Origin of the sequence: Haloferax sp. YSSS75 (assembly GCF_046764215.1) — an archaeon.
Lineage (GTDB): Archaea > Halobacteriota > Halobacteria > Halobacteriales > Haloferacaceae > Haloferax.
In genome coordinates this window covers 102,832-126,732 of sequence record NZ_CP177208.1, presented here as the reverse complement: position 1 = coordinate 126,732, position 23,901 = coordinate 102,832, and the positions used below count along the sequence as shown (strand labels likewise).

Genomic DNA, 23,901 nt, shown 5'->3' with positions numbered 1-23,901 from the left:
CGACGAAAGCCCGGCAGTGAACGTACAGAGTGTCTCGGTGCTGGGTGGATGTGACGAGGTGGAACTCGTTCGTGGTGAGAACCTGTGAGCGACGACGACCCTGTCTCCGAACTCCGAACGGCAGCAACGAAACTCGATGCCTACCGAGAGGACGTCGAAACGGTCGGCCGTGACGAACTTCGGCGCCTCGCCACTACGTATCGCGATGTCGAGCGAATACTGGACCGATTCGAAGAACGTGCGACTGACCCCGACGACTTTCAGGGCTACATCGAGTTTCGCGAGACACTCACCGACCGACTCGAATCGGCACCGGCCGACATCCGGCACGGGGAGGCGTTCATTCAGGCCAACGACGCTCTCACCACCGCCGTCACCTCGTCGCTGTCGTCGTCCGACTTCGAGCGCGCGCGAACACTGCTCGCCGATGTCCGTGCGGACGTCGAGTTACTGGAGTCGCTGCAGGACGCCGAAGACGCCTATCGGAGCAAACGCCGTGCCGTGCAGTCTGCCAAAGCGGAACTCGAATCACGAATCGACCGACTGGAACGCATCGAAGAACTCGGACGCGCAGATATCGACGCCCCCATTTCCGAACTTCGAACCCCTATCGAACGCTACAACGAAGCGGTCACAGAGGCGTTCGAACGATTCCGCCGGGAGTCATCCGCACGCGACGTCGTCGACTGGTTGTCGACGGCCGAATTGTTTCCGCTCGTCGGGATGCCGTCGCCACCGCCACGCCTCGAATCGTATCTTCACACTGCCGACGTCGGTGACGAACCGCTCTCGAAACTCGTCGAGTACACGGAGTACTCCCGGTCGAAACTGGACCACTACGTCGACAGTCCACAGGAGTTCGATGCGGCAGTCAAGACCAACAGCCAATTTCTCCACCGTGTCGACGGAGAACCGTTGACCGTCTCGTGGCCACCCGCACCCGCCTCGACGGTTCGCTGGCGAGCGAGAGAACTCGTCTCCGTCGTCGGTCGGTTCGCCTCCGAATCAGTCGTCTCGGAGGCGCGTTCAGTCCGGAGACTCGTCGACCGGACTGATTACGAACGACTCCGCGAGGCGGCGATTGCTCGGGAGGAACTTACCGACGACCAACGAGAGAAACTTCGACGTGGCGTCATCTCAGACGAACTGTCGTCGGTGCGGGACGAGTACGAGCACGTCGTCTCGTGTCTCGACGCGCACCCGCCACTCGGCGACTGAATCCGGTTAGTTGGCGTCGACGATTTCGACGTCGAAGACGAGCGTCTTGCCGGCGAGTTCGTGGTTGAAGTCGATACGGACGACGTCGTCGTCAGCGTGGACGATTTCGCCGAGGCCACCTTGCTGAGTCTGGACGTACATTCCCTCTTCTGGGTCGTCACCGAGGACCTCTCGGAGTTCAGCGGTGTCGTGTTCGCGAATCCGGTCTTCAGAAGGCTCGCCGTACGCTTTCTCCGGTGGAATCTCGATGGACTCTTCGTCGCCAACTTCCATCCCGACGAGTGCCTCGTCGAGCCCTTCGATGACCGTGCCCGCACCGACTTCGACGGTGAGCGGTTCGTACTCTCGGTCGGGTTGTGCTTCTGCGAGTCCGGCCTCTTGTGCGACGTCAGGGCGGGACGTGTCGAAGATGGACCCGTCAGTGAGTTTGCCGACGTATTCGAGTGAGACAGAGTCACCAGTTTCGATTGCCATGGTTTCCCTCGTGACTAGACACGGTTAAAAGGCAGTATTCTCTCGGCAGTTCGAAAGCGTGGCGCGGCACGCCGAGAGCGCGTTCAGACGACGGACGACGAAGACCGGTCAGAGCGTCAAAAGAGTCGCCACAGAAGCGAGCGGAGCTTGTACCCGAGTGTGCCGTTTCGATACCCCGTCCAGCCACTCATCCCGCCGGCGAGCGTCGTCGCGTCGTAGCCCTCCGACTGCAGGAACTTCGTCGCCCGTTTCGCCACGATGCCCATCTTGCAGACGACGACGACGTCTCTGTCACGCGGAATCTCGTCGAAGTACGCACGAAGCGACTCGTCGTCACCCGACCGGACGTCGTCGTAGACGGGGGCGTTGAAACTGCCGTCGATGGCGGTTCGTCGGTAGTTGTCCTTCGGCCGAATGTCGAGGACGAACGGCCCCGAATCGCCGTTCAAGCGCACGTCGAGTTCGTCTGGTCGAATCTTCGCCATTACTCCCTCGGAGTGGACCGATAGCCAAAGCGTTGGTGCTTCCGCCGACGGGTACCGACGTCAGGCCAGTCCTGTCTCGCTGGAACCACGGCGTACGTTCAACAGGCAGGGGTTCGTACTCGCGATATGGACAAGTGGGACGAACGGTTCAGCGAAGGTGAGTATCCGACCGACCCCGACCCATCGCCCGTGTTACAGGCGTACGTCGATACCTTCCCCGAAGGGCGTGCACTCGACGTGGCCGCTGGGACCGGTAGAAACGCGCTCTTTCTCGCGGCGGAAGGATACGACGTCGATGCACTCGACCAATCGTGGGCGGGCCTCGACATCATCGAAGAACGTGCCGACGAGACGAACGTCTCCGAACGGGTCGAGACGATTCTCGCCGACGCAACCGAGTACGACTTCCCAGAAGAGACGTACGACGTGATAACTATCAGTTTCTTCCGCACGCTCGACCAGTTGGGGAACATCAAAGCTGCACTGAAACCGGGCGGCGTCCTGTTTTATCAACACCACCTTCAGTCGTCGCCGCCAGCGACGGTCGGACCGAGTACGAACCGATACCGATTCCAGTCGAACGAACTGCTCCGGTCGTGTCTCGACCTGACGATTCTCTACTACGAGGAATCGACCGAAGAACGTGAGGGTCGGACCTCTGCGACGGCAACTATCGTCGCGCGGAACACTCACGGCGGCACACAGTCGTACCCCCAGCGTCACTGGGAGTAACTCTGCTACAGGCTGGAAATTCCTGTATACATTTAGATTTGTCAGGCTACATACTCGCTGATGTATAATATTTTTGGGGTGAATTTCACCGAACCCGAGAGACGTCGCGAGAAGATTTAGTCACCTCTTAGTATATTAAATTTAGTTCATAAATCCGAATCGCTTGAATTGTACTCTCGTGTACGCCGGTTCCAAGATGATTCTGTTCTCGGATTCACATAGTGTATTGACTAACATATTGGGCGTGACGGAGTGAAAAAATCGACTTCTCGATATATATTAAATAATACTATGGTATCTGATATATTGGCTGGTAATCTGGACGCTGGCCGAACTCGTGTGAACGAGAGACGACCGGCAATGCGATGTGTCTCTGACGAGTCGCCCACGAAATCGGACGTTCACGATGTCGTGTCTGTCGTGAATCTTTATTTGTTGTTCCGTTGTTAGGTGTACTATGGGGCATCAGGATAGGGGAGACCGGAAAAAGACTCACACGGGGACACCGCGAGCAGTCGAAGAAGGGCGAGAGAGCGTCGAGGCCGACTACGTAAGCCGAATATTACAGTACGAGTGGGCAGACGTCATCGTCTCGATTCCACCCGAGACGGCAGATATCGTCTGGGTTCCGGGCCACATCGGAAACCGGTGGGGACGCATCGCACCCGACGTGTGGAGTCCGATTCGACAGCGAGGATACGACCCGTACTTCAAACACTACCCGACGCACGACCGGTTCGAAGACGGCGACTTCCAGTTCGAACTGTGGTTCGACGCCATCGAACCGAGCGGTGGTTCACAGGACGCAGAGTCGGTGCGGGAACGCCTTCGAGAACGAATCAGAGAACACGCGTCGGAGATGCAGGATACTGGGTCGTGGGAGACTGCAGACGTCATCGACGACGATTCGGAGGTTCTCTGGCGAACGACCTACACATTCCCATCGGACGACAACGTCGCGTACTACAATACGCTTCGACGGGCAATCGAAGACCACGAGTGGGCCGTCGAATTCGTTCACGAAGTCGTCGACGATACAGACTGGTGAGAGAGGAATCTCGGCCGGAAACGGTCCGGTCGATTTTTACCATTACGGCACGGTCTTTTACCGATGACCGTGAGGGATACGCTCGACGAGCCACGCATTATCGACACGCACGCACACCAGCCCACAGCAGAGTTTCTCCAAGACGCTGGCGGCGAGATGATGCAGGACGCGGCGAACAAATTCGGCACCGAGATGGAGACGTGGGACTACGAGGCGATGATAGAGGAGTACCACGAGTACGGCATCGGGAAGGCGATTCTCCTCGGGTGGGACGCCGAAACCAACACCGGAAACCCGCCAGTGCCGAACGACTACGTGGCCGAGATACGCGACGAACACCCCGACTTCTTCGTCGGATTCGGTAGCGTCGACCCGTTGAAAGACGACTGCGTCGAAGAGGCGATTCGGTGTGTCGAGGACCTGGGTCTCTCCGGGTTCAAATTCCAACAGATTGCCCAGGGCTTCGACCCGAGTGACGACGCACACACCGACCTCTTCGACACCATCGAGGACCTGGGTGTCCCCGTCATCTTCCACGGAGGGAACTCGACGCTCGGTGCTGGTTCACCGGGTGGCCGTGGCCTCAAAATCAAGTACGGGAACCCGATGCTCATCGACGACGTCGCGGCGGAACACCCCGACCTGCAGATTCTCATCGCTCACCCGGCGTTCCCGTGGGAGAAAGAACAACTCGCCATCTGCCAGCAGAAGGGGAACGTCTACATGGACTTCTCGGGATGGTTGCCGAAGTATATCGACGACCAGGTGCTCCACTACGCCAAGACGGTGTTACAGGACAAGGTGATGTTCGGCACGGACTACCCGATGATTCGGCCGGGCCGGTGGTTCGAATCGTTCGACGACCACTTCGACGCCTCCGACGAGGTCAAACGCAAGATTCTCTGGGAGAACGCCGAACGCTTCCTCGGGTTGGACTGAGTCAGTCGAAGTTCGGTCGCCGCTTCTCCAGGAACGCCGAGACTCCTTCTTCGTGTGCGTCGGTATCGTAGGCGAGCGTCTGCGCCTGTGCTTCACGTTCCAGGCCGTCTTGCCACGGGCGACCAAGGTTGGCGTGGATAGCTTCCTTCGCGAGCGCGAGCGATTCGGTCGGACGCGACGCGAGTGTCTCGACCATCTCATCGACGACCGAATCGAGTTCGTCCGCATCTACCACGTCGTTGACGAGTCCCAGTTCGGCGGCGCGTTCGGCCGAGATGAGTTTCCCGGTGAACGCTAACTCTTTGGCCGCCCGGAGGCCGACGAGTTCGGGCAGTGTGACCGTCGCCCCGGCATCGGGGACGAGTCCAACGTTGATAAACGATGCAGCGAACCGCGCGTCTCTCGACGCGTACGCGAAATCACAGGCCGCGGCGACAGACATCCCCGCACCGACTGCGTCACCGTTGACGCGCGCGACGACGGGAACAGGCGCGGTGAGAATCGCTTCCGCCACGCGCCCGAGTGTCCCACGCACGCGCTGGTACGCTTCGCGGGCAGTCTCGTCTCGTTCGGCCATCGCCTCGATGTCGCCGCCCGCGCTGAAGGCGTCTCCGTCGCCGGTTACGACCACGGCGTCGAACGATTCGGCCGTGACTGCTTCGAGTGCCGCAGATAACTCGCGGGCGACGTCGGCGGTGAAGGCGTTTTTTACCTCGGGCCGGTCGAACGTCACTGTCCTGACTCCGTCGTCGTCTTCGATTCGCATACGCCTGCTACACCGACGCGGGATAAATAGCCTCGGCGGGAGACGGAGACATCAACCGAACAGTGTTCCGAAGAGCGACTGTTGAGCACGGCGGAGGCGTTCGAGGAACGCAGATTTGCTGATGTCGAGTTCGGCGGCGACGTCGTCCGCCGTAATCGACCGGGGAAGCTCGAAGTACCCCATCTCGTAGGCGACGTGGAGGCTCTCTTCCTGTGCGGACGTCAGGTTCCACACTCGGCCGATGGCGGACTCTTCGTCCGCTCGAAGCGGATAGACGCGCTGGAGTCGAATGCCGACTGTCTGGCCCGCCTTCTCCATCACACCTCGGAGGACGTCGTTTCCGACCACAGCACCCCGCATCGTCGCGCCACCGTCGCTGTACTGCATCGATTCGACGAGAAACCCGACGTCGACGAGTTCGTGGACGACACACGGATGTTTCGATAGACAGCGGTACGTGTACGCGTCGTCGTTGCGGGTGACGTGGAGATAGCGGATATCCGCTTCCTCGTCGAGGGCAACGGGGAGTCGCTCGTCCGGTGGCGACGAAAAGTACAGCAAGACGTTTCCATCGGCACGAAGTTGGGGAGCGTTCGCGTCGACTGTGACGGGGACCCGACTCGTCACTCGCGCGAGGGGGCAGTCGTCGCCGTCGATGCGGAACTCCGCAACCAGACACTCTTCTATCACTCCCACATCATCTCGGTTCGTTCTACACGACCCCGGTATAAAAACCCCGTCTATAGACGGGCCAATTCGTAAGTGGTTATCCGTGATAGTTCTGTGTATACCGATGGACCTCGAAACTGTCAAAGAACGGGCTGGACCACGTGAGTTCTCCCCGAAAGACGAGATGCCAGAGGAGTACCGCAAAGCGGCGACGCGGATGATTCAGTTCCACGCGAACAGTGAAATCATGGGCGCGTACCTCGAACGCCCGTTCATCCGTCAGGCCCCCAGCCTCGAACGAAAACTCGCGTTCTCCGCGAAAGTGCAGGACGAACTCGGCCACGGGCAACTGCTCTACCGTGCCGCAGAGAGTCTCGGCGTCAAGACGCGCCAGGAGATGCTCGACGAACTGGCCAACGGGCAGGGGAAGTTCCTCAACTGCTTCCACTACCCGATGGAGTCGTGGGCGGAGACGCCGATGATTGCGTTCTTCGTCGACGGCGCGGCGATGCGCCGGCAGGCGACGCTGAAGAGTACGTCGTGGGAACCCTACGCCCACGCGATGGACAAGGTCTGTTTCGAAGAGGGATTCCACGTCAAGCACGGTGAGGCCATGCTTCACGAGATGATGACCGGGTCCAAGAAGGAACAGGAGATGGCACAGGAGGCCTTCGAGAAGTGGTGGCCACGAATCATCCAGTTCTTCGGCCCGGTGGACAAGCAGTCGACCCACCACGGATTCGCCAGCGAAGTCGGCCTGAAACAGATGTCCAACGACGAACTCCGTCGTGCGTTCCTCAACACCTACATCCCGAAAGCGGAGAAATACGGACTGGAGATTCCGGACACGCCGACCATCACGAAGAACGACGACGGCACCTACGACGTCGCCGAGGACGAACTCGACTGGGACGAGTTCTTCCAGATTGCGAAAAACGAGTACGAACCCGGACTCGGGCAAATCGACGCCCGCAAGAAGGCCCAGGAAGCAGTCGCCTGGGTCCGTGAATCGATGGACAACCACGAACAGCGCCTCTACGGTGGCACGAGCCCCCAGGCGGCGGACTAACTGGAGTGATTCGATGATTTGGGAAGTTTTCCGACAGAAGAAAGCAGGCGACTACCACACCCACTGCGGCAACGTCCACGCTCCCGACCGGGAGATGGCGTTGCTCTTCGCAGAAGTACAGCACGCACGACGGATGCCCACGAACAGTCTGTGGGTCGTCCCGAAAGACGAAATCGGTGAAGTCGACACCGAAGACGTCTCGTTCGGCGGCACGACCGACAAGTCGTACCGCTGGGCGATGACCTACAACTTCGAGGCGGCGGCCGAGGAAGTGGCCGCGTCCGAAGACGAACAGGCAGAGGCCGAACAACAGCGCAAGGCCGTCGTGGACGGTGACGACTGATGGCAGCAGCACAACAACTCCCCGGACCCCAAGAGCTCTCGGACGAACAGCGCGAAGCAGTCGAGATGCTCCTGTACCGCCTCGCAGACGACGAGTTCGTCATCGCAGAGCGCTACACCGAGTGGCAGGTCCGTGCCCCGACTATCGAGTCGGACCTCTCTGTCGCGAACATCGCACAGGACGAACTCGGACACGCGCGTCTGTGGTACGACCTGCTCGAAGACTTCGGCTACGAGGAACCGGACCTCATCTGGGAGCGCGACGCCGGCGACTGGCGACACAGCACGCTCTGTGAACTCCCCTTCGCAGACGGCGACTGGGCTGACTTCGTCGTCAGGTCGTATCTCTACGACGAAGCGGAGTACGTCCGCGTGAAGGCACTCGAAGGGTCGTCGTACGCGCGTCTCGCTGACCGCGTGGAGAAGGTGCTGGCCGAAGAGCGGTACCACCGTGAACACGCCCGGAGTTGGCTCGAACGTCTCTGTGAAGACGACGACTCGCGAGCGCGGATGCAAGACGCCGTCGACAGACTGCTCCCGTACGCGCTGACCCTGTTCGCACCGACGGACGAGGAAATCGAGGCACGCATCGACGAACTCGGTCTGCGGACGCAGAACCTGCTGGCCATGCGCGAAGCGTGGTTGGACGAAGTCGTCCCGACGTTCGAATCCGTCGGCCTCCACGTCGAGGAAGCACAACTGCCCGAACAGTACGACGTCCACCACGCGGACATCGAACTGCCCGACGAGAAGGGTCGCGACCAGACGCACACCGACGACTGGTTCGACCTGTTCGACGAGTTCACGAAGAGTTACCGTGAACTCGGTCGCCACTCGGCGATGAAGATTATGAAGGACCCAGACGATGAGTAGTGAATTCGACCCCGACGGAACCGACGCGAGCCTCTGTGCGCACACCGATTACACGGAGGGAACGCCCCACGACGAACTCCCGGCCACCGGCGACGGTGCAGTCGGTATCGAACGCGAAGTCTGGGACGCACTCTACACGGTCGAAGACCCCGAGATGCCCATCAGCATCGTCGACCTGGGTCTCATCTACGCAGTCGGGGTCGAATCGGAGACTGGCGAAGCACGCGTCGACATGACGCTCACCTACACGGGGTGTCCGGCCCGGAGCATGTTGGAAGACGACATCCGCAACGCCGTCAGTGCAGTCGAGGGCGTCGAAGACGTGATGCTCAATCTCGTGTGGAGTCCGGCGTGGACCACCGCGATGGTGACCGAACAGGGACGCAAAGACCTCCGAGAATTCGGCCTGAGTGTGTGACCATGCGACGACTCTCTGACCCAAGCGTCACGACCACCGGCGAGACGGAAGGTGCGCAGTGTCCCTACTGTGACGGGACGAACACCGACCGTGAGCACCCGAAAGGACCGTCGCTCTGCCGGTCGATGCACTTCTGTCACGACTGTCAGGAACCGTTCGAGAAGTTCGGCTGAACGACTCGAAACGACACTCGTCTCACACTCTTTTCGAACTACTGCATCCACTACTGAGCGGTGCGCCGGCCCGACGCGTGGACAGGACTCACCGGTGACTAGTTACCAAAGAAAGTGGGTCCACATGGAGATTCGTCGTGGTCGATACACAGATTCGGGGAGGGCGTGCCCGGGACAGATAGTACACGTTGGGTTGGGGGGACCAACCGGCGGCAGTCACCCGGTCTTGTAGACGCCTCTGGCGGTTGCGATGAGTGTCTCGTCGTCCGTCGCGTAGACGTCGACGTCCACAGTGCCGACGTCGCCACCGATACGGACGACGTCGGCCTCTGCGCGCAGGTCACCGGTTCCCGCGCGCAGGTAGTCGATACGCATGTCGATGGTCGGGACGGGATGGTCCACCTCGCTGACGATCGCGGCCCCGCCGACCGTATCTGCGAGCGTGAACGTGACGCCGCCGTGGGCCATCACCTGGTCTGCGTTCCACGACAGTTCCTCACGCATCTCGACGTGTCCTTCTGCGTGTCCGTCCACTGCGTCGGTTACCTCGACGCCCAGTAACTGGGCGAAGGGCATACTCTCGAAGAATTCCTCGATGTCCATGGTTGTCTATCTCTGGTGTGTGTTAAGTTGGTTTCGCCGGCCGTGACGCCGAAAGTCGGTGTCTCTGCCCGTCATCGATGGTCGTAGACCCGCTGTACTTTCCCGACCTTCGTCCGTTCGATTGCGCCGGGTGCGACGAGTTCGACCGTGTCGGGTGTGAACGAGAGGACGTTCGACAGTCGCTTGCGGATGCGGCGTTCGAGTTCGTCTCGTGACCCGTCGAACGTCTCGGTCAGTTCGACCGTGAGGTCGAGGCGGTCGAGTTCGTCTTCGCGTCTGAGGTCGATGCGGTAGTGCGGTGCAATCTCGTCGAATTCGAGGACGACCGATTCGACTTCGCTCGGGTAGAGGTTGACACCGCGAACGATGAGTAAGTCGTCTGCTCGTCCCGTGACCGAGTCCATCCGGACGGCGGTACGCCCACAGTCACATGTCTCGTACGTGAGTGTCGTCAGGTCGCCGGTCCGATACCGGAGCACCGGAAGGGCCTGTTTCGACAGCGTCGTCAACACGAGTTCCCCTTCTTCGCCTGCTTCGACTGGAACTCCAGTGTCGGGGTTGATGACCTCCGGATAGAAGTGGTCTTCCCAGATGTGCATCCCCGCTTGTTCGAGACACTCGACTGCGACACCCGGCCCGATTATCTCCGAGAGGCCGTAGTTCTCGACTGCCGTCGCGTCGAACCGCCGTTCTATCTCCTTACGCATCGGTTCCGTGCAGGGTTCTGCGCCGAAGAGAACCGTCGAGAGTGGGAGTTCGGCCGGGTCGTACCCCATGCTCTCGGCGACTTCAGCGAGATAGAGCGCGTACGACGGTGTGAGACAGATGGCGTCGCTTTCGAGGTCAGCGAGCATCTCCACCTGTCGTTGCGTGTTGCCGCCGCCCGCCGGAATGACGTTCATCCCCATCGCCGTCGCACCGTCGTGGAATCCGAATCCACCGGTGAAGAGGCCGTAGCTGTACGCGTTCTGGAGCGTGTCGGCAGCGGTCAGTCCCACACCTCGGAACCCGCGTGTCATCACCTCTCGCCACACGTCGAGGTCGTCTCGGGTGTAGCCGACGATTTTGGGTTTGCCAGTCGTTCCCGACGACGCGTGGATACGGATTACGTCGTCCATCTCGACTGCGAACATCCCCGTCGGGTAGTTGTCGCGGAAGTCCTCTTTCGTCGTGAACGGCAGTTTCGAGAGGTCCTCGACGCCCGTCACGTCGTCCGGGTGGACGCCAACGTTGTCGAGCGCGTGTTCGTAGAACTCGACGTTCTCGTAGGCGTATCTGACCATCTCCCGTACTCGTTCGTCCTGTAGCCGTCGCAACTCGTCTCTCGGAAGTCGCGTCACGTCGGCATCGTCACTGACACCCATCGTTCAGGACTCTCCCGTACTATCACAAAAAATTATCCACGACACGGTTATTCGGCGGCCGAGACGCCGAGGTACCGGTCGAGAATCTCGTCGGATTCGGCGACTTCGTCGGCAGGGCCTTCGTGGACGACCTGTCCCTTGTCGAGGATGTAGACGTAGTCTGCGGCGTCGAGTGCGACCTGGACGTTCTGTTCGACGAGGAGGATAGTGACGTCGTCCTCGTTCAGTTGCTTGATTTTCCGCTGTACCAGCTTGACGATAGAGGGTGCGAGCCCTTCGGTCGGTTCGTCCAGCATCAACAGGTCGGGCGCGGAGACGAGTGCGCGAGCGATGGCGAGCATCTGCTGTTCGCCCCCCGAGAGGTTCGCCCCCTTGCTGTTGCGGTGGCGGACGAGGTTCTCGAACTCGTCTATGACCTCGTCGACGGTCGGTTTGTCCACGTCTTGTCGCCCGCCGATGCGGCCGATTTCGACGTTCTCGCGGACAGTCAGCCCCGGGAAGACGCGTCGCTCTTCGGGAACGAGCGCGATGCCCTCCCGAGCAGTCTTTTCTGGCGAGAGCGACGTGATATCTTCGCCCTCGAACGTCACCGACCCGCTCGTCGGTTCTACACTGCCGAGGATGGTCCGGAGCGTCGTCGTCTTGCCGACGCCGTTCCGACCGATGAGGGTGACCACCGACCCGCGTTCGACGTCGAGGTTGATGCCCTGCAGGACGCGTGTCGACCCGTATCCAGAGACGAGGTCACGGACCGACAGGAGGATGTCGTCGCTCACGCTTCGACACCTCCGAAGTACGCCTCACGGACCTCCGGGTCTTCCGAGACTGCCTCGGGCGTCCCCTCGGAGAGTATCTCACCTCTGTGAAGCACGGTGATACGGTCGGAGACGCGCATCACGAGGTCGATGTCGTGCTCGATGAGGAGAATCGTCCGGTCAGAGAGCACCTCGTCGATGAGGTCCATCGTCGAGCGTGTCTCTTCGGCGCTCATGCCGGCGGTGGGTTCGTCCAGGAGGACCATCTCGGGGTCCGTCGCGAGGACGATTGCGATTTCGAGACGCCGTTTGTCACCGTACGCCAGCACGTCCGCTGGTTCCTCACCGCGTCCCGACAGTCCGGACCGTTCGAGAACGTCGTCGGTGTGAGCGTTGACGTCGTCGAACGTCTCCTTTCGTTCGAGGAACTCTTCGATGGGCGTAAAGCCCTCGTGGCGTGCGGCCTGTGCGGCGAGGCGGACGTTTTCCCGAACGGTGAGGCCCGAGAAGACGTTCGTAATCTGGAACGAGCGACCGAGTCCGCGGCGCACACGTTCGTGCGGTGGGAGTGCGGAGACGTTCTCGCCGTTGAACGTCACCGTCCCCCGCGTCGGGCGGAGCGCACCGGTCAGGAGATTGAACGTCGTCGTCTTGCCGGCCCCGTTGGGACCGATGAGACTGCGGAACTCACCCCGCTCGATGTCGAGGTTCACGTCGTCGACGGCGACGAGTTTGCCGAACTCTTTCGTGAGATTCTGCGTCGTGAGGATGGAGTCAGTCATGGCGTTCTACCTCCGCGTCTTTGACGTTGGTGCGGTCACGGACCGTCGAGTCGAACATCGGGTGTTCGGCAATCGTCTGCGGCAGCGAGACGAGGCCCCGCGGGACGAAGATGACGAACAGGACGAACAGCACGCCGATGACGAGCTGCCACTGGTCGATGTACGACGAGAGGATGTCTTCGGCGGCGACGAAGACGCCCGCACCAATCATCGGTCCGTAGAGCGTGCCCATCCCGCCGAGGACGGTCATCACGATGACCTCACCGGAGTTTATCCAGTGGAGGAACGACGGTGCGACGTACCCGTTGTTGGCGGCGAAGAGGCCGCCTGCGAGGCCAGCGAGGCCACCGGAGACGACGAACGCGCGGCGTTTGTACGCCGTCACGTCGTAGCCGATGAACGACGCCCGTTCTTCGCTCTCGCGAATCGCCTGCAGGACCGACCCGAAGGGCGCGCGGATGAGGCGGCGCGCCAGGAGGTACGACCCAACGACGACGACGAGGAGGAAGTAATACTGGACGATTCCACCGTCGATAGTCATGATGCCGAGCGGAATCTCGAACTCGCCCGGGTCGATACCGATGCCAGCGATGCCGTAGAAGACGTCGACACCGAAGAGGCCGTCAGACCCCCCGGTGAAGTCGAATTTGAACACGGCGTTGTAGAACAACTCCGCGAACCCGAGCGTAATCATGGCGAAGAAGACGCCGGAGACGCGAATCGAGAGGTAGCCGACACTCCACGCGATAATCGCACAGATGACGATTGCGGCGAACAGTGCGACGAAGACGGACGGCGAGAGGTGCATGAGCGTCAGCACCGACACGTACGCCCCCACACCGTAGAAGAGGGTGTGGCCGAGCGAGACGAGTCCTGCGTACCCCAAGACGAGGTCCAGACTGAGCGCGAACAGGGCCCAGATGAGGATGTCTTCGAGGAGCGTCACGGAGTAGGTGACACCCGTCAGTTCCGCGAAGAACGGCACGACAGCGAGGACGCCGACGGCGGCATACCCGATTTTCGCACGCGTCTCCGACGAGAGGACGCCGCCGCCCGCCCCGTGGAGGAGCGCACCGTCGTGGTGTTCACCCGCGCCGATGCTGGTGCCGAAGAGGCCCTGTGGGCGAACGACGAGCACGGCAATCATGAGCAAGAAGACGATGAGGCCTTCGAGGAACGGCGTGTACGTCCGTGCGAACGTCTGGACGAGGCCGACGAACAGACCGCCGACGACGGCCCCTCGGAACGAGCCGAGCCCACCGAGGACGACGATGACGAACGCCGGAATGATGACACTCGACCCCATCGTCGGACTGACGTTCTGGAAGGCACCGAGGACGATACCCGCGACGCCGGCGAGCGCCGCTCCGAACCCGAACGTCAGCGTGTAGTATCGGTCGATGTTGATACCGAGGTTGCGGACCATCTCACGGTCCTCGGACCCGGCGCGGATTATCATCCCGAACCGGGTGCGGTTGAGGAGCAACCACGTCCCGAGCGCGAGAATCGACCCGAAGATGATGATGCCGTAGTTGTACAGCGAGTAGTTGAACCCGAACAGCGCGATCGGCTGGTCGAGCACCGCCGGGATGGGGAACGGCTGTGCGGACTTCCCCCACACCGACGTAATGAGGTCGTTGATGATGAGGACGAGCCCGAACGTCAACAGGATGTGATACAGTGGGTCTCGGCCGTAGAGCCGTTTCACTGTGAGTCGCTCGATACCCATGCCGACGACACCCACGAGGAGTGGCGCGACGACGAGTGCGACCCAGAAGCCGGCACCGCCGAGTGGGCCGGCGATGGCGAACGCGAAGTACGCACCGAGTGCGAACAGTTCGCCGTGAGCGAAGTTGATGACGTCCATCACGCCGAAGATGATGGACAACCCCGCTGCGAGGAGGACGTAGACCATCCCGACGACGAGGCCATTGAGGACCTGCTCTGCGACAGCACTGGCGACCGACATACTAGAGGTTGCAGCCGAGTTCGCCGCAGTCTGGCAGTGCGTCTGCGCCATCTATCATCTCGCCGAGTTCGACTGCGGCCGGTCCGCTGCCGCCGTCGGGGGCGACGAGTTCACCCGGCCAGACGGGGTTCATTGCCTGGTGGTCGCAGTCGCGGAACTGGTTCGGACCGAGGATAGTGTCCATCTCGAGGCCAGGAAGCACGTCTTTGACCTCTGCGGGGTCTGTCGACCCGGCTTCTGCGATGCCGTGAGCGGTCATCCGGATAGACATGTACGCCGCGCGGGCGAAGTTGTCGGGTGCACCGTCGTACTCGCTCTGGTAGGCTTCGACGAACGACTGGTTGTCTCCAGTTTCGAGTGTCGGCAGGTAGCGGACGCCACCGTAGGTTCCGTAGGCCGCCTCGCCGAGTGCGCCACGAACGACAGAGAACGTCATCGTCGGCGACATGAGGTTCACGTTCTCCTTGAGCCCCTGGCTCGCCGCCTGCTTGACGAAGTTGATGAGGTCACCGCCGGTCATCCCGAGGACAGCGACTTCAGCGTCGGAGTTCGAAATCTGGCTGATGTAGGAGTTGAAGTTGGTCGACCCGAGTTGCGAGCGACTTCGGCCGACGACGTCGATGTCGCGCCCCTGACTCATTCGCTTTTCGACGCGCGACATCACGGACTCACCGTACGCGTAGTCGGCGATGTGGAACCAGACTTTCGTCCCGAGATTCTCCGCCGTGTAGTCGGAGACGGCCTCTGCCATCTGTGCGGTGTTCGTCTCCGCGCGGAACACCCACTCGTTGCAGTTCGACCCGGTGATGGGGACTGCCGCCCCACCGGGGTTGTAGATAATCTCCTCTTCCGCCGCGAACTCGTTGAGCGCGAGTGCGACGCTCGACGAAATCGCACCCATGAGATACGACGCGCCGTCCTGTTCGACGACAGACTGCGCCTTCCGCCGACCGGTCGACGGGTCGGCCTCGGTGTCTTCGTAGACGCCGGTAATCTCGACGTCCATGTCGTCGTTCTCGTTGACGTGCTTGATAGCGAGTTCGGCACCGTTTCGCTGCCCGACTGCCAGCCCCCCGTACGGTCCGGTCATCGGGCTGATGACGCCGTAGGTGACGGCGTTCGTTCCGCCGCCACCACCACCACCACCGAGACATCCTGCCGCGCCCGTAAGTCCAGCAACCCCTGCCAACCCTGCTGCCTGTACGAACCTTCGCCGGGACGAACGAGGGCCGTAGCCATCGTTCGAAGAATAATCCTCTCTCTTCATGGTGTATGTTCATAAGTAACATGATAACCTTCACGTTTAAATGTTTGCGTTGGCGCGTAAACAAGAATACCGGAGGTCCGTAAAATCCTGTCAGGAGAAGTGTGGAACGACGTCCGTCCCGAGTCGCTCGATGCACTCGACCATCCGTTCGGTCCCGATTCCGGGGTGGTACGTACGGAAGATGAAGTGGATGTCGTCACCGAGGGCGTCGCGGTACGTTTCGAGTTCGTCGACGACGTCCTCTGGCGTCCCAAATATCGCCTGTTCTTTGAGTTCTTCACGCCGTTCGTCGGAGAGTTCCGTCACCTCCTCGCCGGAGAAGATTTCGGCGTACCGACGCTGGATGTAGAGATATCCGTCTTTCATCGCGTCCCACGCTTCCTCTTTGGAGTCGCCGACGAACCCGTGCTGGAGGACGTAGATGGTGAAGTCGCCGTCGAGTCCCTCCTTCTCGCGAACGTTCCTGATGTCGTCGACGCGTTTCTTCAACCCGCCAACCGAGAGCGACGACGGTGCACACCACGCGTCGGCAGTTCGCGCCGCCCGACGGACCGCGGGTTTCGCTGCGCCACCGAGCATAATCGGCACGTCTCGGGACGGTTTCGGTGTGATATCGACGCCCGTCGCACCGCCGTGGAACGGCGACTCGTGTGTGACGGGGCCGTCGGACCACGCATCGCGCAGGAGTCCGACCGTGTCATCGAGGCGTTCGACTCGTTCGTCGCGTGGGACGTCGAAGGCGTCGAACTCCCGCGGATTCGACCCAATCGCGAGTCCGAGCGTCGTCCGTCCCCCAGAGATGAGGTCGACGGTTGCGGTGTCTTCGGCGAGTCGGATGGGGTCGTACAACGGCGCGAGTGCGATACACGTCCCGATTTCGACGTTCTCGGTCACCGCGGCGAGTGCCCCCAACGACGGCATCGTCCCGGAGAGATAGCCGTCTTCCATGAAGTGGTGTTCGGACACCCACGCGCTCGCGAGGCCCGCGTCGTCGATTGCGCGCCCGAGCGTCAACATCTCGTCGTACAGTTCCGTCATCGGTCGGTCGTCGTCTGGCCGTCGCTGACACGTGAACAGGCCGGTCCCGATTTCCATGCCTGTGAGTATCTACCTCGACTCTTAATAGTTCGGACCGGGGATGATATGGCATGCCGACCAACGACACGGACCACGAGATGCCTCCCGCACGCGTCGACCACGTCGGAATCGCAGTCGCCGACATCGACGACGCCGAAGCGACGCTGTTCGCACTCGGGTGTGAGCGCGTCTATCGGGAGACGGTCAGCGACGAAACCTTCGAGTGGGCGACGTACGTCCTCGGCGACGCGTCGCGCCTCGAACTCATCGCCCCCGTCGACGGCGAGTCGTTCCTCACGGCCTACCTCGACGAGAACGGCCCCGGCCTCCACCACGTCACACTCGAAGTCGTCGACATCGACGCCGCAATCGCCGCGCTGGAAGCGGCGGGTGAACGCGTCGTCGGGTACGCAGTCGAAGACGGGTGGACCGAAGCGTTCGTCTCACCGCAAAACCCCACTGGAGCGTTGTTCCAGTTGATGGAGTACCACGACGATTACAGCGACAAGGGTGACGACGACGCACTCTTCGTGCACGGGGAACCGCTGAAAAACCGCTGAATGTTCGGTCTCACTCGGGAGTAACTGGCCGGATTCGACGCGTCGATTACTCGTCGGCGGCCTTCGACTTGATGAGGAACTTCATGTCGCCTTCGAGGACGACGGTGCCGTCTTGCTTGGTCATCGTCACGTCGAGGACGACGAGGCCAGCGTCGTCACGACTGCTGAGGTCCTTCTGTTCCGAGACGACCATCGTCTGCGAGAGAGTGTCGCCGATGAAGACGGGATTGGGGAGGTCCATGTAGTTCATCCCGAGGAAGGCGATGGCCGTGCGTTCGACGATACCCGACCGGTAGACGAACCCCGTCGACTGGACGAACGTCATCGGGCCGTGGGCGATTCGCTGGCCGAACTGGGTGTCTTCGGCGTACTCGCTGTTGGTGTGTAGTTCCGTCCAGTCGCCCGACAGCGCGGAGTGCATCATGAAGTCTGCTTCGGTGACCGTGCGGCCGACGCTCTCGAACTCTTTGCCTTCGACGAAGTCCTCGAAGTAGTGCGGCTCGTAACTGTATGCCATACCCAACCGTCACCGTCACTGGATAAAGTATTTTACATAGTTATCTTTCCTGACAGTCGATGCCTACTTGGGTGGTGACGGTGAGTGTGTGCACATGCCAGCAGCAGACGAGCACGCAGAGATACGTGACCTCGCGTCGAACGACCCGTTTTGCGGGCGCGTCGGTATCGAACTCACGGACCTCGACGACGGGTACGCAGAGACGACGCTGACAATCGAAGACGACCACCTGAACTTCCACGGGACGCCACACGGGGGCGTCATCTACTCGCTCGCCGACGCGGCGTTCGCGGCGGCCTCCAACAGTCACGGCGACGCCGCCTTCGCACTGGAGACGAACATCTCGTATCTCGCGGCGGCAGACGTGGGTGACACCATCCGGGCCGTCGCCGAGGAGACGCATCTCGGCGGGCGGACGGCCGAATACGAAGTCGTCGTCTCCGACGACGCGGGCGACCGAATCGCGACGTTCCGCGGACGCGTCTACAAACCCGGTCGCTGAGCGGTCGGAAACCGAGAGACACGGGAGACGAGACGGGGCGGAAGATGCTGAGAGTGGAGAGCCGAAACGCGGTTACTGCCCGCGGTGGTCGTAGACGCGCTGGACCTTCCCGACTTCCGTCCGTGCGATGTTCCCGTACTCGACGAGATTCAGTTCGTCGGGCGTAAAGGAGAGCACGTTCGAGAGACGTTCGGTGATACGGCGTTTGAGGTCGGTAATCGAACCGCTGAACTCGTCGACGACTTCGACGGTCACTTTCAGTTTGTCGAGGTTGTTCTCACGACTGATGTCGATACGATAGTGCGGCGCAACCTCGTCGAATTCGAGGACGACCGACTCGACTTCGCTCGGGTAGAAGTTCACCCCGCGGACGATGATGAGGTCGTCGGACCGACCGGTGATGTTGTCCATCCGGACGGCGGTGCGACCACACTCACAGGTGTCGTAGTTCAGCGTCGTCAGGTCACCCGTCCGGTATCGGAGCACCGGGAGCGCATGTTTCGACAGCGTCGTCAACACGAGTTCACCCTCTTGGCCTTCTTCGAGCGGTTCGCCGGTGTTCGGGTCGACGATTTCCGGGTAGAAGTAGTCCTCCCAGATGTGGAGGCCGTCCTGTTGTTCGCATTCGATAGAGACGCCGGGGCCGACGATTTCGGAGAGGCCGTAGATGTCGACGCCGATGACGCCGAGACGCTCTTCTATCTCCATGCGCATCGGTTCGGTACACGGTTCGGCACCGAAGATAACGACTCGAAGTGGGAGGTCACGAATGTCGTATCCCATGTCTTCGGCGACTTCTGCGAGGTAGAGCGCGTACGACGGCGTGCACGAGATGACGTCACTGCCGAGGTCTGCGAGCATCTCGACCTGTCGTTGGGTGTTGCCACCGCCGATGGGAATGACCGTCGCACCGAGTTCCTCGACGCCTTGATGGAGTCCGAGGCCTCCCGTGAAGAGACCGTATCCGTAAGCGTTCTGTACGATGTCGTTGGGCCCGATACCGGCGGCGACGAGACAGCGGGCGACTGCCTTACTCCACACGTCGAGGTCGTCGCGGGTGTAGCCGACGATTTTGGGTTTGCCGGTCGTTCCTGACGACGCGTGGATGCGAATCACGTCGTCCATGTCTGCCGCGAACATTCCCGTCGGGTAGTTGTCGCGGAAGTCCTCTTTCGTCGTGAACGGCAGCTTCGAGAGGTCCTCGACGCTCTGGATATCCTCCGGGGCGAGGCCCTCTTCGTCGAACATCTCACGATAGTAGTCGACGTTCTCGTACGCAAGCTCCACCATCTCCTGTAACCGCTCGTCTTGGACCTCACGCAACTCGTCCCGTGAGGCGGTCTCCATGCTATCGAATACCATGTACAATCGAATCCGATGATAGAAGATGATAAAAATGATGCGGTCGGTTTCCGGGCGTTCGGAAGCGAACCTATTTCGCGGGGGACATGCAAGCGACTAGCATGCGAGATGCGTACATCGTCGGAGCGGGCCAATCAGCGTATGGCGCGTTTCCGGAGGAGAGTTACCGGTCGCTGTTCGCGACGGCATACGAGGAAGCGATGGACAGCGCGAGTGGGGTCGAACCCGACGACGTCGACGAGGCAGTCGTCGGGTCGCTCGGCGTCGGCGGGCGACAACTCGGCCTGTCCGGGCCGGCGGTCACCGAGCACGTCGGGCTACACGGCGTCCCCAGTTCGCGAATCGAAAACGCCTGTGCTGCGAGCGGATACGCCGTCAGGCAGGCGGTCCAAGCAGTAAAGAGCGGCATGGCCGACGTCGCTCTCGCCGGTGGCTACGAGGTGATGACCGACATGAGCGGCGACGTCGCGAAATATTGGCTCGGCGTGAGCGGTGAGACGGAGTGGGAGCGTCTGACTGGAACGACGTTCTCGGGCGTCTACGCGCAGATGGCGTCAGCGTACCTCGACGCGTACGACGCCACGCCCGACCACTTCTCGAAAGTCGCCGTCAAGAATCACAAAAACGGGGCGAAGAACCCGAACGCACACCTCGGATTCGAGTGTTCGCTCGAGGATGCACAGAACGCGCCCGTCGTCGCCGACCCGTTGAACCTCTATCACTGTTGTCCGACCTCTGACGGTGCCGCGGCGGTCATCGTCGCCAGCGAAGACGTGGCGAGCACCTGTGACGACGCGATTCGCGTCGCGGGCGTCGGTGCCGCCTCGGAACGCGTCGGTCTCTTCCAACGCGACAGTTACACCTCGGTCGAATCGTCGGCACGCGCCGCCGAGACAGCCTACGAGATGGCTGGACTCGGCCCCGACGACGTGGATTTCGCCGAGGTCCACGACTGTTTCGCCATCGCGGAACTCCTCGCGTACGAGGACCTTGGTTTCTGCGAGCGCGGCGGTGCACCAGCCCTCATCGACGAGGGAGTGACCGAGTTAGACGGTGAGTTACCCGTCAACCCGTCCGGCGGCCTCAAATCGAAGGGGCACCCAATCGGTGCGACCGGTGCCGGACAGGTGGTCGAGGCGTTCAAACAACTCACCGGCCACGCCGACGACAGGCAGGTGTCCGATGCGTCGGTCGGACTGACGCACAACGTTGGTGGTTCCGGCGGCGCTGCTGTCGTCCACATCTTCGAAGGAGGTGTGCTATGAACGGCATCGCCGGCGTGGGCGCGTACGTCCCTCGACTGTATCTCCCCGCAGAGGCCTACCGTGAGGCGTGGGGCAAAGGCGGTGCGGCAGGCGTCGAGCGCGTGGCGGTCCCGGATGCCGACGAAGACACGCTCACGATGGCGACGGAAGCAGGGTGGCGCGCACTCGCCGCCGCCGACGTCGACCCGAGCCATATCGAACATCTCGCGTTCGCGACGACGACACCGCCGGCCGACGAAGAGGAGACGACTGTCCGCCTCGCGTCGCTCCTCGGCATCCCAGAGACGGTTCCGACGCGTCAGTACGGCGGTGGAACCCGATGCGGTGCAGTCGCGCTCGCCGCGACGCTCGACGTCGTCGGCCCGGCACTCGTCGTCGTCGCGGACAGTCCCGAAGGGCGGCCCGAGAGCGACGAAGGAGCAGGTGCGGGCGCGGGTGCCGCCGCGTTCGTCCTGACCGCCGACGCCCCACTCTCGGTCGAATCGACAGGCGAGTACGGCACGACGTTCCCCGGGACGCGGTTCCGCCGCCGTGGCCACTCTGAAACCGAGTCTATCGGTATCACGCAGTACGAACGCGACGCGTACACGTCGGCAGTCGAAGGTGCCGTCACGGCCCTCGACGCAGAGATATCGGACGTCGACGCAGTCGCCCTCACGTCACCGGATGGGAAACTGCCGTACCGGTCCGCCCGCGCTATCAACGTCTCCACCGAACAGATTGCGGCCGGAACCGTCGTCTCCCAGACTGGCGACGCTGGCGCGGCGGGGCCGTTCCTCGGCCTGGCGTCGGCGCTCGACGACGGCGCGACGTCTGCCCTCCTCGTCGGTTACGGGGGAGGGGCAGGCGCGACAGCGCTCTTGCTGTCCGCGAGTGACGACGTGCCGACTCGGGCAGTCCTCGACGGCGACACGGAACTCTCGTACGCGGAGGCGCTTCGCCGGCGTGGCACCATCACCGGCGAAGAACCCGAAGGAGGTGGCGCGTACGTGAGCGTCCCGACGTGGCGACAGACGATTCCACAGCGTCACCGACTCGTCGCCGGGCGCTGTCTGGACTGCGAGACGCTCGCGTTCCCACCGGAGGGTGCGTGCGCCAACTGCGGGTCGCTCGACGGGTACGACACCACGACGCTCCCGGGCGACGGCACCGTCGAGGCCGCGACGAGAATCGGACAGGGTGGTGCGCCACCAGAGTTCGTCGAACAGCAACAACGCGCTGGGTCGTTCGCTGTCGCCATCGTCGCGTTCGACGGTCCCGACGGCGACGAGTCGGTGAGCGTGCCCGCACAGGTGGTCAAGTCGCCCGCGGGGACGCCGGCCATCGGTGACCGCGTCCGGGCCGTCCCGCGCCGAATCTACGAACAGGAAGGCGTCGTTCGGTACGGATTCAAAGTCGTCCCGACGGCAGCGGACCGATAGGCCGTCACCCTCTCGTCTCCGTCAGGGACGTTCGAACACCGTCGCGACGCCCTGTCCGAACCCGACGCACATGGTCGCGAGGCCGTACCGGCCGCCACGCCTGTCGAGTTCGTGCAGGAGCGTCGTCGCGATACGCGCACCCGAACATCCGAGAGGGTGGCCGAGGGCGATTGCGCCGCCGTTGACGTTCAGTTTCTCGTCGTCGATACCGAGTTCTCGTTGGCAGTAGAGACTCTGTGAGGCGAACGCCTCGTTGAGTTCGACCAGGTCGATGTCGTCGATAGTCAATCCCGCCCTGTCGAGTGCGGCACGCGTCGCAGGTACCGGCCCGACCCCCATCTCTTCGGGGTCGACACCGACGACGGCGCGAGAGACGACTCGGCCGAGCACCGGCAGGTCGTTAGCCTCGGCGTACTCCGCTGACGTGACGAGCGCACCTGCAGCACCGTCGGTCAGGGGCGATGCGTTCCCGGGAGTGACCGATGCCGCGTCGTCGTCTGCGAAGACCGTCGGGAGGGATTCGAGAACTTCCAGCGACGTGTCTTCGCGCGGCCCTTCGTCGTGTTCGACGACGCCGTCGGCCGTCTCGACCGGAACGAGTTCGGCGTCGAACCGGCCGGACGTTCGCGCGTCGACTGCTCGTTCGTGAGAGCGCAGGGCGAACTCGTCCTGGTCGCGACGGGAGATATCGTACCGTCGCGCGACAGTCTCTGCGGTCATCCCCATCGAGAGCGACGACCCACCGTCGTAGCGCGCTTTCAGGTCGGGGTGGAGCCAAACGGAGAACGGAACGCGAGACATGTGTTCGACGCCAGCGAGGGGATAGACAGCCCCGTCTCCCGCCTCGACGGCGCGGGCGGCGTCGTTCAACGTCGTCAGTGACGACCCACAGAGTCGCGAGAGCGTCGCCCCCGGTACGGACTCGGGAAACCCACCCGCCAACAGCGACTGTCGGGCGAGGTTTCGGCCCTGTTCGTCTTCCTGGTTCGCACACCCGAGTCGAAAGTCGACCCACTCGTCGGGTTCGACGCCGGTTCTGTCGACCAGCGCGTCGAGAACCGAGACGACCAAATCTTCGGGGTGAACGTCCGCAAACCCGCCGTCTTTCTTCGCTTGGGGCGTTCGGACTGCGTCTACGACGACTGCTCGCTCGCGAGAGCCACTCATACAGAGGTGTGTGACAGCATCTGTCTTGAACCTTCGTTAGAACCGAGGCAAACGATTATGATGGTTCCCGAATCCTGTTTTGGT

At 61.9% G+C, this 23,901-nt stretch carries 27 protein-coding genes; 13 read left to right on the top strand and 14 right to left on the bottom strand.

Features of this window, described 5'->3' with window-relative positions; genetic code table 11:
- Window positions 1-84: 84 nt before the first annotated feature.
- Window positions 85-1,218, top strand: coding sequence for a coiled-coil domain-containing protein (locus ACK3R5_RS18525; RefSeq protein WP_411968980.1), 1,134 nt, complete (start codon window positions 85-87; stop codon window positions 1,216-1,218).
- Between the two features lie 6 nt (window positions 1,219-1,224).
- Here ACK3R5_RS18525 and ACK3R5_RS18520 read toward each other — a convergent pair whose 3' ends face one another.
- Both ACK3R5_RS18520 and ACK3R5_RS18515 read right to left on the bottom strand, forming a co-directional pair.
- Window positions 1,225-1,692, bottom strand: a complete 468-nt coding sequence (locus tag ACK3R5_RS18520; protein WP_411966213.1) for an FKBP-type peptidyl-prolyl cis-trans isomerase — start codon at window positions 1,690-1,692, stop codon at window positions 1,225-1,227.
- A 116-nt stretch (window positions 1,693-1,808) separates the two neighbouring features.
- The gene (locus tag ACK3R5_RS18515) at window positions 1,809-2,177 is read right to left on the bottom strand and encodes a rhodanese-like domain-containing protein (protein WP_411968979.1); all 369 of its coding nucleotides are present in this window, start codon (window positions 2,175-2,177) and stop codon (window positions 1,809-1,811) included.
- Window positions 2,178-2,303: 126 nt separating this feature from the next.
- On the opposite strand from ACK3R5_RS18515, the gene ACK3R5_RS18510 reads away from it, so the two are divergent.
- The 3 genes from ACK3R5_RS18510 (at window position 2,304) to ACK3R5_RS18500 (ending at window position 4,896) form a co-directional block, all read left to right on the top strand.
- The gene (locus ACK3R5_RS18510) at window positions 2,304-2,909 is read left to right on the top strand and encodes a class I SAM-dependent methyltransferase (RefSeq protein ID WP_411968978.1); all 606 of its coding nucleotides are present in this window, start codon (window positions 2,304-2,306) and stop codon (window positions 2,907-2,909) included.
- Window positions 2,910-3,366: 457 nt separating this feature from the next.
- On the top strand, window positions 3,367-3,957 hold the full coding sequence (locus ACK3R5_RS18505; protein WP_411968977.1) for a hypothetical protein: 591 nt from the start codon (window positions 3,367-3,369) through the stop codon (window positions 3,955-3,957).
- Window positions 3,958-4,020: 63 nt separating this feature from the next.
- Window positions 4,021-4,896, top strand: coding sequence for an amidohydrolase family protein (locus ACK3R5_RS18500; protein ID WP_411966209.1), 876 nt, complete (start codon window positions 4,021-4,023; stop codon window positions 4,894-4,896).
- Window position 4,897: 1 nt separating this feature from the next.
- Here the strand turns inward: ACK3R5_RS18500 and ACK3R5_RS18495 are convergent, their stop codons facing one another.
- Both ACK3R5_RS18495 and ACK3R5_RS18490 read right to left on the bottom strand, forming a co-directional pair.
- The gene (locus tag ACK3R5_RS18495) at window positions 4,898-5,662 is read right to left on the bottom strand and encodes an enoyl-CoA hydratase/isomerase family protein (RefSeq protein ID WP_411968976.1); all 765 of its coding nucleotides are present in this window, start codon (window positions 5,660-5,662) and stop codon (window positions 4,898-4,900) included.
- A gap of 51 nt (window positions 5,663-5,713) precedes the next feature.
- A complete protein-coding gene (locus tag ACK3R5_RS18490; RefSeq protein WP_411969111.1) occupies window positions 5,714-6,352 on the bottom strand; it encodes a helix-turn-helix domain-containing protein in 639 nt (212 codons plus the stop codon).
- Between the two features lie 103 nt (window positions 6,353-6,455).
- Here ACK3R5_RS18490 and paaA point away from each other — a divergent pair, with 103 nt between their 5' ends.
- From paaA to paaE, 5 genes are read left to right on the top strand one after another with little or no spacing between them, the layout of a single operon-like run.
- Window positions 6,456-7,400 (top strand): 1,2-phenylacetyl-CoA epoxidase subunit PaaA, encoded by a 945-nt coding sequence (paaA, locus tag ACK3R5_RS18485; protein WP_411966206.1) that lies wholly within the window; start codon window positions 6,456-6,458, stop codon window positions 7,398-7,400.
- Between the two features lie 13 nt (window positions 7,401-7,413).
- The gene (paaB, locus tag ACK3R5_RS18480; protein WP_411966205.1) at window positions 7,414-7,743 is read left to right on the top strand and encodes a 1,2-phenylacetyl-CoA epoxidase subunit PaaB; all 330 of its coding nucleotides are present in this window, start codon (window positions 7,414-7,416) and stop codon (window positions 7,741-7,743) included.
- Window positions 7,743-8,615 (top strand): 1,2-phenylacetyl-CoA epoxidase subunit PaaC, encoded by an 873-nt coding sequence (gene paaC, locus ACK3R5_RS18475; protein ID WP_411968975.1) that lies wholly within the window; start codon window positions 7,743-7,745, stop codon window positions 8,613-8,615. Before paaB ends, paaC begins: the two co-directional genes overlap by 1 nt.
- Window positions 8,608-9,033: a 1,2-phenylacetyl-CoA epoxidase subunit PaaD gene (gene paaD, locus ACK3R5_RS18470; protein ID WP_411966203.1), complete on the top strand. Its 426-nt coding sequence runs from the start codon at window positions 8,608-8,610 to the stop codon at window positions 9,031-9,033. The genes paaC and paaD overlap by 8 nt, the downstream gene beginning before the upstream one ends.
- Window positions 9,034-9,035: 2 nt before the next feature.
- Window positions 9,036-9,206, top strand: coding sequence for a 1,2-phenylacetyl-CoA epoxidase subunit PaaE (gene paaE, locus ACK3R5_RS18465; protein WP_191967159.1), 171 nt, complete (start codon window positions 9,036-9,038; stop codon window positions 9,204-9,206).
- 216 nt (window positions 9,207-9,422) lie between these two features.
- Here paaE and ACK3R5_RS18460 read toward each other — a convergent pair whose 3' ends face one another.
- The 7 genes from ACK3R5_RS18460 to ACK3R5_RS18430 form a co-directional block, all read right to left on the bottom strand.
- A complete protein-coding gene (locus ACK3R5_RS18460; RefSeq protein WP_411966201.1) occupies window positions 9,423-9,809 on the bottom strand; it encodes a PaaI family thioesterase in 387 nt (128 codons plus the stop codon).
- A gap of 71 nt (window positions 9,810-9,880) precedes the next feature.
- Entirely contained in the window at window positions 9,881-11,173 is a 1,293-nt protein-coding gene (gene paaK / locus ACK3R5_RS18455) for a phenylacetate--CoA ligase PaaK (protein WP_411968974.1), read from the bottom strand.
- 47 nt (window positions 11,174-11,220) lie between these two features.
- A complete protein-coding gene (locus ACK3R5_RS18450; RefSeq protein ID WP_411968973.1) occupies window positions 11,221-11,949 on the bottom strand; it encodes an ABC transporter ATP-binding protein in 729 nt (242 codons plus the stop codon).
- Entirely contained in the window at window positions 11,946-12,710 is a 765-nt protein-coding gene (locus tag ACK3R5_RS18445) for an ABC transporter ATP-binding protein (protein WP_411966197.1), read from the bottom strand. The genes ACK3R5_RS18450 and ACK3R5_RS18445 overlap by 4 nt, the downstream gene beginning before the upstream one ends.
- Window positions 12,703-14,679, bottom strand: a complete 1,977-nt coding sequence (locus ACK3R5_RS18440; RefSeq protein ID WP_411969110.1) for an ABC transporter permease — start codon at window positions 14,677-14,679, stop codon at window positions 12,703-12,705. The genes ACK3R5_RS18445 and ACK3R5_RS18440 overlap by 8 nt, the downstream gene beginning before the upstream one ends.
- Window position 14,680: 1 nt before the next feature.
- Window positions 14,681-15,868 (bottom strand): ABC transporter substrate-binding protein, encoded by a 1,188-nt coding sequence (locus ACK3R5_RS18435; RefSeq protein ID WP_411969109.1) that lies wholly within the window; start codon window positions 15,866-15,868, stop codon window positions 14,681-14,683.
- A 168-nt stretch (window positions 15,869-16,036) separates the two neighbouring features.
- On the bottom strand, window positions 16,037-17,041 hold the full coding sequence (locus tag ACK3R5_RS18430) for an LLM class flavin-dependent oxidoreductase (protein ID WP_411968972.1): 1,005 nt from the start codon (window positions 17,039-17,041) through the stop codon (window positions 16,037-16,039).
- A gap of 53 nt (window positions 17,042-17,094) precedes the next feature.
- Here ACK3R5_RS18430 and ACK3R5_RS18425 point away from each other — a divergent pair, with 53 nt between their 5' ends.
- Window positions 17,095-17,583 (top strand): VOC family protein, encoded by a 489-nt coding sequence (locus ACK3R5_RS18425; protein WP_411968971.1) that lies wholly within the window; start codon window positions 17,095-17,097, stop codon window positions 17,581-17,583.
- 46 nt (window positions 17,584-17,629) lie between these two features.
- On the opposite strand, the gene ACK3R5_RS18420 is transcribed toward ACK3R5_RS18425, so the two are convergent.
- Window positions 17,630-18,100, bottom strand: coding sequence for a MaoC/PaaZ C-terminal domain-containing protein (locus tag ACK3R5_RS18420; protein ID WP_411966193.1), 471 nt, complete (start codon window positions 18,098-18,100; stop codon window positions 17,630-17,632).
- Window positions 18,101-18,194: 94 nt separating this feature from the next.
- Between ACK3R5_RS18420 and ACK3R5_RS18415 the strand changes: the two genes are divergently transcribed.
- Window positions 18,195-18,602 (top strand): PaaI family thioesterase, encoded by a 408-nt coding sequence (locus ACK3R5_RS18415; RefSeq protein WP_411966192.1) that lies wholly within the window; start codon window positions 18,195-18,197, stop codon window positions 18,600-18,602.
- A 72-nt stretch (window positions 18,603-18,674) separates the two neighbouring features.
- Here the strand turns inward: ACK3R5_RS18415 and paaK (ACK3R5_RS18410) are convergent, their stop codons facing one another.
- Window positions 18,675-19,964: a phenylacetate--CoA ligase PaaK gene (gene paaK / locus ACK3R5_RS18410; protein ID WP_411969107.1), complete on the bottom strand. Its 1,290-nt coding sequence runs from the start codon at window positions 19,962-19,964 to the stop codon at window positions 18,675-18,677.
- Window positions 19,965-20,065: 101 nt separating this feature from the next.
- On the opposite strand from paaK (ACK3R5_RS18410), the gene ACK3R5_RS18405 reads away from it, so the two are divergent.
- Both ACK3R5_RS18405 and ACK3R5_RS18400 read left to right on the top strand, forming a co-directional pair.
- Entirely contained in the window at window positions 20,066-21,229 is a 1,164-nt protein-coding gene (locus ACK3R5_RS18405; protein WP_411966380.1) for a thiolase domain-containing protein, read from the top strand.
- Window positions 21,226-22,650: a zinc ribbon domain-containing protein gene (locus ACK3R5_RS18400; protein WP_411969106.1), complete on the top strand. Its 1,425-nt coding sequence runs from the start codon at window positions 21,226-21,228 to the stop codon at window positions 22,648-22,650. Before ACK3R5_RS18405 ends, ACK3R5_RS18400 begins: the two co-directional genes overlap by 4 nt.
- A 21-nt stretch (window positions 22,651-22,671) precedes the next feature.
- Here the strand turns inward: ACK3R5_RS18400 and ACK3R5_RS18395 are convergent, their stop codons facing one another.
- Window positions 22,672-23,817, bottom strand: a complete 1,146-nt coding sequence (locus ACK3R5_RS18395; protein ID WP_411969105.1) for a thiolase family protein — start codon at window positions 23,815-23,817, stop codon at window positions 22,672-22,674.
- Window positions 23,818-23,901: the final 84 nt, after the last annotated feature.

What these genes read in the sequence shown, in the direction of transcription:
- ACK3R5_RS18520 (WP_411966213.1), bottom strand. Translation starts at nt 1,692, where the DNA reads ATGGCAATCGAAACTGGTGACTCTGTCTCACTCGAATACGTCGGCAAA.
- ACK3R5_RS18515 (WP_411968979.1), bottom strand. Translation starts at nt 2,177, where the DNA reads ATGGCGAAGATTCGACCAGACGAACTCGACGTGCGCTTGAACGGCGAT.
- ACK3R5_RS18510 (WP_411968978.1), top strand. Translation starts at nt 2,304, where the DNA reads ATGGACAAGTGGGACGAACGGTTCAGCGAAGGTGAGTATCCGACCGAC.
- ACK3R5_RS18505 (WP_411968977.1), top strand. Translation starts at nt 3,367, where the DNA reads ATGGGGCATCAGGATAGGGGAGACCGGAAAAAGACTCACACGGGGACA.
- ACK3R5_RS18500 (WP_411966209.1), top strand. Translation starts at nt 4,021, where the DNA reads ATGACCGTGAGGGATACGCTCGACGAGCCACGCATTATCGACACGCAC.
- ACK3R5_RS18495 (WP_411968976.1), bottom strand. Translation starts at nt 5,662, where the DNA reads ATGCGAATCGAAGACGACGACGGAGTCAGGACAGTGACGTTCGACCGG.
- paaA (WP_411966206.1), top strand. Translation starts at nt 6,456, where the DNA reads ATGGACCTCGAAACTGTCAAAGAACGGGCTGGACCACGTGAGTTCTCC.
- paaB (WP_411966205.1), top strand. Translation starts at nt 7,414, where the DNA reads ATGATTTGGGAAGTTTTCCGACAGAAGAAAGCAGGCGACTACCACACC.
- paaC (WP_411968975.1), top strand. Translation starts at nt 7,743, where the DNA reads ATGGCAGCAGCACAACAACTCCCCGGACCCCAAGAGCTCTCGGACGAA.
- paaD (WP_411966203.1), top strand. Translation starts at nt 8,608, where the DNA reads ATGAGTAGTGAATTCGACCCCGACGGAACCGACGCGAGCCTCTGTGCG.
- paaE (WP_191967159.1), top strand. Translation starts at nt 9,036, where the DNA reads ATGCGACGACTCTCTGACCCAAGCGTCACGACCACCGGCGAGACGGAA.
- ACK3R5_RS18460 (WP_411966201.1), bottom strand. Translation starts at nt 9,809, where the DNA reads ATGGACATCGAGGAATTCTTCGAGAGTATGCCCTTCGCCCAGTTACTG.
- paaK (WP_411968974.1), bottom strand. Translation starts at nt 11,173, where the DNA reads ATGGGTGTCAGTGACGATGCCGACGTGACGCGACTTCCGAGAGACGAG.
- ACK3R5_RS18445 (WP_411966197.1), bottom strand. Translation starts at nt 12,710, where the DNA reads ATGACTGACTCCATCCTCACGACGCAGAATCTCACGAAAGAGTTCGGC.
- ACK3R5_RS18440 (WP_411969110.1), bottom strand. Translation starts at nt 14,679, where the DNA reads ATGTCGGTCGCCAGTGCTGTCGCAGAGCAGGTCCTCAATGGCCTCGTC.
- ACK3R5_RS18430 (WP_411968972.1), bottom strand. Translation starts at nt 17,041, where the DNA reads ATGGAAATCGGGACCGGCCTGTTCACGTGTCAGCGACGGCCAGACGAC.
- ACK3R5_RS18425 (WP_411968971.1), top strand. Translation starts at nt 17,095, where the DNA reads ATGCCGACCAACGACACGGACCACGAGATGCCTCCCGCACGCGTCGAC.
- ACK3R5_RS18420 (WP_411966193.1), bottom strand. Translation starts at nt 18,100, where the DNA reads ATGGCATACAGTTACGAGCCGCACTACTTCGAGGACTTCGTCGAAGGC.
- ACK3R5_RS18415 (WP_411966192.1), top strand. Translation starts at nt 18,195, where the DNA reads ATGCCAGCAGCAGACGAGCACGCAGAGATACGTGACCTCGCGTCGAAC.
- paaK (WP_411969107.1), bottom strand. Translation starts at nt 19,964, where the DNA reads ATGGTATTCGATAGCATGGAGACCGCCTCACGGGACGAGTTGCGTGAG.
- ACK3R5_RS18405 (WP_411966380.1), top strand. Translation starts at nt 20,066, where the DNA reads ATGCGAGATGCGTACATCGTCGGAGCGGGCCAATCAGCGTATGGCGCG.
- ACK3R5_RS18400 (WP_411969106.1), top strand. Translation starts at nt 21,226, where the DNA reads ATGAACGGCATCGCCGGCGTGGGCGCGTACGTCCCTCGACTGTATCTC.
- ACK3R5_RS18395 (WP_411969105.1), bottom strand. Translation starts at nt 23,817, where the DNA reads ATGAGTGGCTCTCGCGAGCGAGCAGTCGTCGTAGACGCAGTCCGAACG.